Annotated in this window: 12 protein-coding genes and 2 tRNA genes; 9 read left to right on the plus strand and 5 right to left on the minus strand. The window is 66.6% G+C overall.

Going from position 1 to position 10,112, the window contains the following annotated elements; all coding sequences use genetic code 11:
• Positions 1–272: 272 nt before the first annotated feature.
• From WEB06_06510 to WEB06_06525, 4 genes are all read right to left on the minus strand, one after another.
• Positions 273–1,184 carry a YihY/virulence factor BrkB family protein gene (locus WEB06_06510; GenBank protein MEX2555265.1) on the minus strand — a complete coding sequence of 304 codons (912 nt, stop codon included), beginning with the start codon at positions 1,182–1,184 and terminating at the stop codon, positions 273–275.
• Between the two features lie 150 nt (positions 1,185–1,334).
• The gene (locus WEB06_06515; protein MEX2555266.1) at positions 1,335–1,763 is read right to left on the minus strand and encodes a hypothetical protein; all 429 of its coding nucleotides are present in this window, start codon (positions 1,761–1,763) and stop codon (positions 1,335–1,337) included.
• A 163-nt stretch (positions 1,764–1,926) separates the two neighbouring features.
• Positions 1,927–2,223 (minus strand): GNAT family N-acetyltransferase, encoded by a 297-nt coding sequence (locus WEB06_06520; GenBank protein ID MEX2555267.1) that lies wholly within the window; start codon positions 2,221–2,223, stop codon positions 1,927–1,929.
• A 58-nt stretch (positions 2,224–2,281) separates the two neighbouring features.
• Complete coding sequence (locus tag WEB06_06525) at positions 2,282–3,367, minus strand: adenylate/guanylate cyclase domain-containing protein (protein MEX2555268.1); 1,086 nt, start codon at positions 3,365–3,367, stop codon at positions 2,282–2,284.
• A gap of 206 nt (positions 3,368–3,573) precedes the next feature.
• On the opposite strand from WEB06_06525, the gene WEB06_06530 reads away from it, so the two are divergent.
• The 3 genes from WEB06_06530 (at position 3,574) to WEB06_06540 (ending at position 5,251) form a co-directional block, all read left to right on the plus strand.
• Positions 3,574–4,083 (plus strand): DoxX family membrane protein, encoded by a 510-nt coding sequence (locus WEB06_06530; protein MEX2555269.1) that lies wholly within the window; start codon positions 3,574–3,576, stop codon positions 4,081–4,083.
• 49 nt (positions 4,084–4,132) lie between these two features.
• Entirely contained in the window at positions 4,133–4,627 is a 495-nt protein-coding gene (locus tag WEB06_06535; protein MEX2555270.1) for a glutathione peroxidase, read from the plus strand.
• Positions 4,628–4,786: 159 nt separating this feature from the next.
• Positions 4,787–5,251 (plus strand): DUF6328 family protein, encoded by a 465-nt coding sequence (locus WEB06_06540; protein ID MEX2555271.1) that lies wholly within the window; start codon positions 4,787–4,789, stop codon positions 5,249–5,251.
• On the opposite strand, the gene WEB06_06545 is transcribed toward WEB06_06540, so the two are convergent.
• Positions 5,248–6,465 carry a cupredoxin domain-containing protein gene (locus tag WEB06_06545; protein ID MEX2555272.1) on the minus strand — a complete coding sequence of 406 codons (1,218 nt, stop codon included), beginning with the start codon at positions 6,463–6,465 and terminating at the stop codon, positions 5,248–5,250. The genes WEB06_06540 and WEB06_06545 overlap by 4 nt on opposite strands.
• A gap of 134 nt (positions 6,466–6,599) precedes the next feature.
• Here WEB06_06545 and WEB06_06550 point away from each other — a divergent pair.
• The 6 genes from WEB06_06550 to WEB06_06575 all read left to right on the plus strand — a co-directional run bounded on the left by WEB06_06550 (position 6,600) and on the right by WEB06_06575 (position 9,975).
• Positions 6,600–6,690 (plus strand) — tRNA-Ser (locus WEB06_06550).
• Positions 6,691–6,695: 5 nt separating this feature from the next.
• The gene (locus WEB06_06555) at positions 6,696–7,403 is read left to right on the plus strand and encodes a response regulator transcription factor (protein MEX2555273.1); all 708 of its coding nucleotides are present in this window, start codon (positions 6,696–6,698) and stop codon (positions 7,401–7,403) included.
• 204 nt (positions 7,404–7,607) lie between these two features.
• Positions 7,608–8,792, plus strand: a complete 1,185-nt coding sequence (locus WEB06_06560; GenBank protein MEX2555274.1) for a HAMP domain-containing sensor histidine kinase — start codon at positions 7,608–7,610, stop codon at positions 8,790–8,792.
• 36 nt (positions 8,793–8,828) lie between these two features.
• Positions 8,829–9,176: a hypothetical protein gene (locus tag WEB06_06565; GenBank protein ID MEX2555275.1), complete on the plus strand. Its 348-nt coding sequence runs from the start codon at positions 8,829–8,831 to the stop codon at positions 9,174–9,176.
• Positions 9,177–9,295: 119 nt separating this feature from the next.
• Positions 9,296–9,760, plus strand: coding sequence for a hypothetical protein (locus tag WEB06_06570; GenBank protein ID MEX2555276.1), 465 nt, complete (start codon positions 9,296–9,298; stop codon positions 9,758–9,760).
• 137 nt (positions 9,761–9,897) lie between these two features.
• A tRNA-Arg gene (locus tag WEB06_06575) sits at positions 9,898–9,975 on the plus strand.
• Positions 9,976–10,112: the final 137 nt, after the last annotated feature.

A 10,112-nucleotide genomic window follows, 5' to 3' on the forward strand; every position in this document is an offset into this window, starting at 1 on the left:
GTGTTCCATGCTCTGCGCGAGTGCAGGCACTCCGGCAGGAGAAACTCCTCGCCTAAGCTCGTGTACCGATGCGTCCTTCTCATTGCTTGAATTGTAGTGGACCTGTGTGACACGGAAGCCGTCGGCGAAAGCTCGCGCTCAACCATGAGGTCATTGGCCGTCGGCCCGTGCAGCAAAGACGATCAACCTTGATGCCCCAGCGGGCCGAGACAGCGGAGGCTCACTATGAGAAGATCGAAGAAAGTCGAGTGTCGGATGGTCGGCCTCAGCGCTTAACCCCGGACCTGGTCGTCGTCTGCCTTGGGATGCGGGATGAGCGGGATCCCCTTTCGCCGGCGCTCCAGAACCACGTTGAGAGCGGCGCCGTAGAGGACGATCTGACTGAAGAATCCGAGCCAGATCAACAACAGCACGACCGACAAGAGCGTGCGCGGCAACGCTGCGACGCCCGCCGAGTGCTGAGCCCAGAACGTGAACGCCCGCTTCAGTGCCTCGATGCCCAGCGCTCCCATGACTGCGCCCGGAACCTGGCTCTTCAACGTCAGCCTGCGGGCAGGCAAGAAGCGATAGAGAGCCAGCAAGACCACGAACAGCGAAAGGGGGCTCGCGACGATCTCGATGGTCCGCGTCGCTGCGCCGGCTCCCTCCCCCAGTGCGATCCGGGTTAGATACGCGACCCAGATCGTTACCGAAACCGAGCCCAGAAGCACGACCCCGAGCATCAACACGATGAAAAGGTTGACGAGCTTCTGACCGAGCGGGTTGCGTCCGGCAGAGACGTTCCAGATGCGGTTGAGCCCGGCGGTGAGCGAACCGACGAACCCGGTTCCCGCGTACACGGTCGTCACGACGCCGAGGATCCCGAAGGCGCGGCGTGAGTTGATGAGCTGTTCGATGATCTCCCGGCCCTCGATCCCAGGAAGCAGCTGCTCGAAGGCACGACCCAGGACGTCTTGAGCTCCTGCGTTGGCGCTCGAGACGGTTCCGAGCACGAAGGCCGTCACAAGGACGAGTGGCAGCAAGGATAGGAACGTGTAGTAGGCGATGCTCCCCGAGAGTAGAGCGCCGTGCGCACGTGAATACGTCTGGATCACGGCCCAGGGCAGGTGGGTGATCCTGTTCCCGGCAAGCGCGTGGTAGAGCGAATCGATCGCGCCGGCGAAGCGCCTTTCGAGGCGGTCCAACAGGGAAGGGTTCGTCCCCGGCGGCATCACGCCGGGCGGCGCGATCCGTGACCGCGCGAGGACCATTTCATTCCATGAGGATAGGGCCTATCCACCGCTCATCGGTAGCAGTTGGGCGAGCCGAAAGGACGTCCTTGCGACGTTGCCGGGCTATCCCGACTTCGGCGGGTCCTCAGCAGGCGGGTGCCCGGAGAGACGGTTGCTCGCGATCCTCTTCATACCGAGCCCCAGAGCAACGAGGCCGCCGCCCGCTATCGCTTGTGCTCCCAGGTTCTGTCCCGTCTGGGCGAGTCCCGCTCCGCCGACGTCGGCGCCGTCCACGAACTTGACACCGCCCACCGTAGGGCCCGGCGTGGGCGTAGGCACGGTCGTTTCGGTTTCGGTCGGAGTCGGCGTCGGTGTCGTCGTCACGGTTTGGGTCGGGCTCGGTTCCGGCATTGGGCTTCCGACCTGAGCGTGCGCGGGCAGGCGCATGCTCGAGATCGTGGGGACCGCCCAGACGCCGGCGCCTATGACGGCGCCGCGCCGGATCGCGGTCCGTCGCGAGATCTTCGGGTTCGGTTCGAGCTCTTCCGCCAACGGGCGCGCCTCACTTGCGATCGAAACTTCCCATCACAGTGTAGAAGCGAGGCGCGCCTTGCATCTGTGACTTTTGTCGAACAAATGCGGCGGGAGTGCGACATGATCGTGCGCGATGTTCGATTCTTCCGCTTCGAGACTGCGGCGCGTAGCGAGTGAAGATTCATCGGGCAACCAGATCCGCATACTCCGGATGGGTGCGGATGTATCGGGCGATGAACGGGCATTGGGGAACGACGGTGACCCCGCGCGCTCGGAATTCATCGAGGGCGGCTTTGGTCAACTCTCCGCCCAGTCCGCGACCCTCGAAACGCGGATCGATCTCAACGTGTTCCAGGACCATGCTGGATCCCGGCAGGGGTTGATATTGCAAGAAGCCGATCGGCTCGCCGGCCAGGCTCATGAGGAAGCGCCCGGCTTCCGGGTCCTCGGTTACCTGCGTCTGCGCATCGATAGCCATGACCGGAAGGCTACCCCAATGGCGGTCGACGGTTCGGCGGGTTCGTCACGAGGCGTAACTAACCAGAACGTCGTCGAGCCGCCGGCCGCCTACGAGCTGCGGGCCGGGACGACGTGGACTCGGCGGATCGCACGCGGAACGGGTGGACGGCCCCGATCCCTTTCAGGGTTCGCTTCCCCAGCGGCGTGAACTGGAAGCGCGCATCGTCCGACAGCGCCCCCTTCGTAGGTTCATCGACGAGGGCGCTCTCGGGCCTCGCCGTCGTGACGAGACGATTCGCGAGGTTGACCGGCGGGCCGAAGATGTCGCCTTCACGGGCGATGACGGCTCCGGTCGCGACCCCCACCTTGAGCGGAGGCAGCCCATTCGCTTCGGACGCCTCGTCGATCAAGCTCAGAGCGATCTCGACGGCGGCACCCGGCTCATGCGTCGCGAACATGACCTCATCCCCGATCGTCTTGATGATCCGCCCGCCGGCTTGAGCCACCACGTCCGTCGTCGCCGCGTTGAACCGGTCGATCAGCTCGGCCAGTTCCCGCACGTCGAGTTCCTGGCTGATCGCGGTGAAGCCCGACAGATCCGCGAAGCCCACCGACATGTCGACGCCGCCTTCCTCGCTCGGCGTGATGAGCAGTCGTTGCTCCGTCGCGGCGGCCAGGTGACGCCGGTACATGTAAACCAGCAGATGGTCGAGGGCCGGCAGCGCCTCCTCGGCGAGGGTCAGGGCCTCTTCGGCCTCTCGCGTCGGGTCGTCGTCGACGACGAGTTCGGCGAGGACGTCTTGATGCGAGGCGGCTATCCGAGCGGCGGCCTGGCCCATCGACCGCGCCTGTTGGAGCACGATCGTTCGATCCATGTCCGCGCGCTCGAAGAGCTCGGTCGCCAAGCGCACGGCTTGGATATCGGCGTCCGTGAACGCTGGTTCGTCCTCCGGCACGACGGGGAAGCCCATCGCCCTCCAGAGAGAGCGCGCCGTTTCCTCGTCGACGCCCGACTTCGCGTAAACCTCACGCGGCGTGTAACGGCGCGCGCCGGGAAACGTCATGTATCGAGCCACCAGCAAGCGGATCGCGTTCGGGCCCTCGGCCGCCGCCGACTTGAGCGCCTCCTCCTCGACCCCCAACGCGGCGAGCTTCGCCCACAGTCGCTGCCAAACTTCCGAGTCGCTACCAGATGTGGCCGTGACGTTCTCCTTCGGGAGTCACGCTCTCCTCGAAGTCCTTCGCCGCGAGCGCCCGCGCGAACCGCTCTCCCATCGTGCCGGTCATGGCGACTCGAAGGGTACCCCTTGTGGAGGAACGAAGGCCCGGCCGCGGAACGCCGGCAGGCCATCTGGGTGACAATGGGGTCGTGAGCAGTTCCCTGGCTCGCTTCGATAAGAGCGTTGTGACGCTGGCCCGTCGCTACGGCGTGCTCACCCTACGTATCGCGCTCGGCGTCGTCTTCATCTGGTTCGGCGCCTTGAAAGTGGCCGACGTTAGCCCCGTCGCAGACCTCGTGGCGGACATCGTTCCGATCCTTTCCGACCGAGCGGCCGTGATGACGGTGGGGATCGTCGAAGTCGTGGTCGGGCTCGGACTGATGGTCGGGTTCGCCATCCGGCTCACGCTCGGGCTGTTCTTCGCGCAGATGCTCGGGACGTTCCTCGTGCTCGTCCTCAGGCCTGGGCTGTCCTTCCAAGGGGGGAACCCGTTCCGGCTCACCGTTCTCGGTGAGTTCGTGGTGAAGAACCTGGTCCTGCTCACCGCCGGCGTGGTCGTCGCGGGGTCGATCCCGCGTCCCCGCGGCGACGAGAACCTCGCCGCCCTCTTGAAGCGGCCGGCCGCCAAAGACACGGAGATCTCGGCTCGAGACGGCTGATCGGCTCGGTTCGCTCGCCGGCCCTTTCCTTCGTTAATCTTTGGCCGCGATGGCGACGCTCACCTACGACATGGCCCTGAAGACGCTCGAGGGCGATCCGGTCAACCTTTCCGACTATCAGGGGAAGCTGCTCCTCATCGTGAACGTCGCGTCGCGATGCGGGTTCACGCCTCAGTACGAGGGGTTGCAGAAGCTGTACGACGGTTACAAGGACCGTGGCCTGGAGATCCTCGGCTTCCCGTGCAACCAGTTCCTCTCGCAGGAGCCGGGCACCGAGGAGGAGATCCGGGAGTTCTGCTCGTCGGTGTACGGCGTGTCGTTCCCGATCTTCCGGAAGATCGACGTCAACGGCGAGGAGCGCCACCCCCTCTACGACATGCTCGTGGAGCTGCCGGACCACAAAGGAAACGCCGGGGATGTGCAGTGGAACTTCGAGAAGTTCCTCGTCGCACCATCGGGTGAGGTCGTCGGCCGTTTCCGCACCAAGGTCACCCCCGACCATCCCGCTCTCATCGAAGCGATCGATCGGAACCTTCCCGCCTAGACACCGCTCGGCCGGGCGGTCTGCAGTTGCGCACCCGGGTCCCACGGTCCGCGCGCCTTCTCGGTCGGGACGAGCAGATCACCGTCCAAGTGGAATACCGGAGCGAGCACGGGGGAGACTAGCAGCGCGTCAACGGATCTCGATCGATTGGAGGACGGTGTGCCCGGGAAAGAGACCCACGAAGAGCGACTCGACCGCGAGCTCGTGGAACTGCTCAACGAGCTTCGCGTTACGCTCCCGGGCGTGCAGGTGCTCTTCGCGTTCCTGCTAGGCATCCCGTTCACGGAACGCTTCGCCAAGCTCACCGACCTGCAGCGAGACCTCTACTTCGCAGCATTTATCGCAACCGCGCTGTCCACGGTGCTCCTCATGACACCAACTGCCTATCACCGGCTGCGCTGGCGTCAGTACGACAAAGAGCACATGCTCCGTTTGTCGAACATCCTGACGATCATCGGGATCGCGTTCCTGGCGGCCGCCATCGCACTCGTCGTGTTCGTCGTGACGGACCTGGTGTTCTTCGGCTCTGCGGCGGCCGTCGCGACCGCGATCGTGACCGGCGCCGCCGCCTTGTTCTGGTTCATCATCCCGCTCACGCGGCGCATCGCCGACGACGAGGGCTAAGGACTGGTCCGCCACAGGTAGATGGTCGAACCGACCAGCAGGATCGCCGGGATCCCGAGCACGACACCCAAGAAGGTGCCCGTGCCGAGCCCGCCGACTTGCTGCGCGCTCGCCGCCCCGCGTGAACCGTTTGCCGTGACGGACCCGCTCGGCGTGGGCTGCGCCGCCGCCGCCGGTGGTGACATGTCGGGCGCGGGACCCTCTGCGCCGACCAGAACCGTCCCGGTCATGTTCGGATGCAACGCGCAGGCGTAGGTGAAGCTCCCCTCCTTCGCGAACACGCGACGGAACGTGGCGCCCGGCTCGAGGATGCCCGAGTCGAACGAGCCGTCCTTGGCCGAGACCGTGTGAGGCGCCAGACCTCGGTTGGCCCACGCGACCGTGTCGCCCGCGCGGATCCGCACGGTCGGGGGTGTGAAGGCGAAGTCGACGATCGAGACTCCACTCTGGCCCGGCGCCGCTGCGACGGGCGCGGCGGCCGCGGACGTCGAGCCGCCGGCGCCTCCCGCCGCGGCCTTCGGGGGCGGGACGGTGCCGCTCGCAGTCTGTACCCGGACGGTGCCCTTCATGTCGCTGTGGAAGGCACAGAAGTAGCTGAAGGTGCCTGCAGAGCTGAATCTGAGCGAGAACTTCTCGCCCTGGTTCATCGTCCCGCTCGCGAACCCGCCGGCCGACGCGTTCACCGTGTGGGAGTCGTCGTCGTCGTTCGACCATGTGACTGTGCCCCCGGTCGCGATCGTCACGGTGTCGGGGATGAAGCTCTTGTCGAAGATGCGCACGGCGGCCGACGAAGGCGCCGGGGCGGTTCCGCCACCCGTCCCTCCGCCTCCGCCGCCCGTCCCTCCGCCGGTTCCTCCTCCGCCGCCGCTCGGCGCAGCGACGACGACCGTGCCGTGATACGCGGTGTTCTCGTCGTCGCGCTCGTCGATGTATGGGTAGCTGCCTTCGACCGTGAACGTGAACGTGTAGCTGTCGCCGGGCTCGAGGTCGTTCGAGTCCCACTCGACCGGGCCTTCCTTGGATCGCACGCGATGACGTTCGTCGTCGTTGTTGACCCACGTAACCGATGTTCCCGGCTGAACCGTCAGGGTCGCCGGATGGAGTGTCGTGTCGATCGCCACCGTGGCCGTCGAGGCGAAACCGTTCCCGAGCCCGGCGCCGAGCGCGAGGACCGTGAGCGATGCGAGCGTCAGTACACGAGCTACTTTGTGCATGGGAACACTCCTCGGGATCGCCGACTTCTGCGTCTCCGATGGAGCGTATAGGCCGGTGGTATAAGGATCGGCTAAAGCCGGTTCAACATTCGGAAACCGGCCTCGTCCAGCGAGTACAATCCCCCGCTGAACACGGAGGCGTCGCCTAGTCTGGTCTATGGCGCGGGATTGCTAATCCCGTTGGGGGTTCATTCTCCCTCGAGCGTTCGAATCGCTCCGCCTCCGCCGATATGGCCGCGAAACCGAAAGTCCTCATCGTTGAGGACGAGCAAGCGATCAGTGAACCCCTCGCCGAGAACCTCGAACGCGAGGGGTTCTCACCCGTCGTCGCCGCGACCGCCGCAGAAGCGATGGAGCTGTTCGAGCGTGAGGGACCGGCGCTCGTCCTTCTCGACCTCGGGTTGCCCGACCGGGACGGCCGGGATGTCTGTCGTGACATCCGTTCTCGGTCTGCCGTTCCGGTGATCATCCTGACCGCGCGCGGCGAGGAGGTCGATCGCATCCTGGGGCTCGAGTTGGGCGCCGACGACTACATCGTCAAGCCGTTCTCCGCTCGCGAGGTCGCCGCGCGGATCCGCGCGGTCCTCCGCCGGGTTGCAACCGCGCCGGCGGGGAAGGCCCAGGCGATCGCGATCGGCGATGTGATGCTCGACCCGAATTCGCACACCGCCACCAAACGGGGCGAGCCGCTGGAGTTGACCGCCCGCGAGTTCGATCTCCTTCGGATGCTCATGACGAACGCGGGGAAGGCGCTCCGTCGCGAGGAGATCATGGACGAGGTGTGGGATACGAACTGGTTCGGCTCGACCAAGACGCTCGACGTGCACGTGTCGTGGCTGCGCAGGAAGATCGAGGACGATCCGTCGAACCCCCGGTACATCACCACGATCCGCCGGGTGGGCTTCCGTTTCGCCGCCCCGGAAGACATCGGGACCTAGGAGGCTGCGACGACCCTCCGCGCCCGGCTGATCCTTGCCTTCTCGTACATCCTGCTCACCGTCATCGTTGCGCTGGAGGTCCCGCTTGCGCTGAATCTGCAACGCCGCGCCGAGGCGGAGCTCGAGGGGCAGGCGCTCACCCAGGCGCAGACGATCGCCGCCATCGTTGGTGACCCGACGACGAATCGGGATCTCGCGGTTGTCGTGGCCGAGCTTGCCAGGACCGCCGGGCGGGTGATCGTCGTGGATCGGGCGGGGCTGCTGCGCGCCGACTCCGCGGGAGCCGGTCTCATCAACTCCGTGTACGCCACGCCCAGTCGTCCGGAGATCCGCACCGCGCTCGGCGGCTTGCCGGCGACCAGGATCGCCAAGAGCGAATCGCTGGACGGCACGGAGATCCTCGCCGCGGCCGCTCCGATCTTCTTGCCCGCCGATCCGGCGCCGGTCGGCGCGGTGCGCATCACCCAGCCGACCACCGAGCTCCGTAACGCAGTTCGCCGGTCGCTGTTTGGTGTTGTCGCGATCGGGATCGGTGGACTGGTCGCAGGACTCTTGATCGCCTTCGTGCTCGCCGGATCGCTCGCGCGGCCGCTGCAGCGCCTGGTTGGCGCGGCTCGGCGCCTGGGCGCAGGCGATCTGACCGTGCGAGCGGGGAAGACAGAGGGCGCCAAGGAGCTGAAGGAGCTGGGAGCCGCGTTCGACGAGATGGCCGACCGTCTCGAGAGGCTGGTTCGCGCGCAACGGGAGTTCGTCGGCAACGCGTCGCATCAGCTTCGCACGCCTTTGACGGGTTTGAAGCTCCGGCTCGAGTCGGCCGGCGCGAAGGCCCCGCCGGAGCTGCGACGCGACCTCGAGGCGGCCGAGCGCGAGGCCGACAGGCTCGCCTCGATCGTCGATCGACTGCTGACGCTCGCACGGCGCGTCGAGAGCGGCGCCGGGCCGGAGGCCGACCTCGGGGTGGCGGTCGAGCAAGCGGTGACGCGATGGGAGGAACGCGCGACGGCTGCCGGCTCGAGCGTGCGGGCCCGATCCAACGAAAGCGTGGCCGCAGGCGCCGACGCCGAGGACGTCGGTCAGATCCTCGACAACCTGATCCACAACGCCATCCGGTACGCGCCGGGCGAGGTCACGATCGAGGCGGCTCTCGACGGCGACCGGGTCCGTCTCGTCGTCGAGGATCGGGGGCCGGGCATCCCCGACGATGAGCGTGAGCGTGTGACCGAACGCTTCTACCGAGGGCGTGGCGCGATGCCGGGCGGTTCAGGTCTCGGCCTCGCCGTGGTCCGAGAGCTGGCCGAGCGCTGGCATGGAACCGTCGAAGTGAAACAGGGCGAGCAGGGAGGCACGCGGATCGAGGTGCTTCTGCCCAAGCCCGAGCGAGCGGTTTAACCGTCCCTTAACTCCCCGGCTCGTAGACTCGCTTTCGTGAAACGTTCCCTGATCGCCGTTGCCTATGCCCTCGTGGGTCTGGCGGTCGCCGTGGGGCTGACCGCCGGCGCGTACGCGATCGGCGGCCGGGACCTGTCCAAGCCGGCGCGGCCGTTCGAGCTGACGAACACCAACCGCGAGGTCGAAACCGACCGGGTCGAGCCCGACGAGGCGAAGTCGCCGGAGGATAGCCCGTCTCCCGACGACAAAGGTGGCGACGACGACAAGTCCGGATCGAACTCGGGCTCCGGGTCTTCGAATTCGGGTTCCGGCTCGTCCAATTCGGGCTCCGGATCGTCGAACTCCGGCTCCGGCTCGGGCGACGATGAGCCCGACGACGACTAACCTCGCTAACTCGTTCCACCCTTCACGGAATCTTGTCGCTCGCTTAGCCGCTGTTTATCCGGGCCTTGGGGTGCACCCCTCTATCGTCGGTATCACGGTACGACGACGAAGGAGGAGCCATGAAGGGAAAGACGAAGGTCCTGATCACGGTCCTCGCGATGCTTGCTCTCGCGGTGGTCGGCTTCAACGCCATCGGGCTTGCCGGCCAGACGAGCCCCCAGATCGACATCTCCGGGCCGTGCGACGAGGCCGAGCACGCCAACGACCCGCGCTGCACCGATGCCCCTGCGGTGGCCCCTTCGCCCGACGACTCGGCATCGCCGGACGACTCGCCCTCGCCCGACGACTCGCCATCCCCCGGCGGAGGCGTGGACATCTCCGGTCCTTGTGACGAGGCCGAGCACGCGAACGACCCGCGCTGCACCGGCGGTGCTGGTGACGGGGACAACAGCGGTCCGGGCAACGGCGGCGACGACGACGACAACTCGGGTCCCGGCAGCGGGGACGACGACCACGATGATGACAGCAACTCGGGTCCCGGCGGCGGGGACGACGACAACTCGGGCCCCGGCTCCCACGACTAGAACCCGCATCACCCCCGTGCGGGGGGGGGGGGGGGGGGGGGGGGGGGGGGGGGGGGGCCCGCCTTGGGGGGGCGCCCCTTCCCCCGTTCAGGAACAGATCGGCCCCGCTTCGGGCCTCGGCTAGAATGCCAACCCACGCGCCCGTAGCTCAGCTGGATCAGAGCGTCTGACTACGGATCAGAAGGTCGGGAGTTCGAATCTCTCCGGGCGCACCACCTAGACCGTCCATCCAGCCGTCGCGAGATCTAGATCTCTGGGTCGGAAGAGGCATGGGACGATCGCCTCCTGCGTGTGTTCACCTCGATTGTTTCCGAGATCCGCTCCGAGTGATACCTAAAGGTTCGGGCCCGCT

Source organism: Actinomycetota bacterium, assembly GCA_040905475.1.
Classification (GTDB): domain Bacteria; phylum Actinomycetota; class AC-67; order AC-67; family AC-67; genus DATFGK01.

Excerpts from the sequence above, each read along its gene's own strand:
- WEB06_06520 (MEX2555267.1), bottom strand. The coding sequence starts at position 2,223 with ATGGCTATCGATGCGCAGACGCAGGTAACCGAGGACCCGGAAGCCGGG.
- WEB06_06535 (MEX2555270.1), top strand. The coding sequence starts at position 4,133 with ATGGCGACGCTCACCTACGACATGGCCCTGAAGACGCTCGAGGGCGAT.
- WEB06_06545 (MEX2555272.1), bottom strand. The coding sequence starts at position 6,465 with ATGCACAAAGTAGCTCGTGTACTGACGCTCGCATCGCTCACGGTCCTC.
- WEB06_06555 (MEX2555273.1), top strand. The coding sequence starts at position 6,696 with ATGGCCGCGAAACCGAAAGTCCTCATCGTTGAGGACGAGCAAGCGATC.
- WEB06_06570 (MEX2555276.1), top strand. The coding sequence starts at position 9,296 with ATGAAGGGAAAGACGAAGGTCCTGATCACGGTCCTCGCGATGCTTGCT.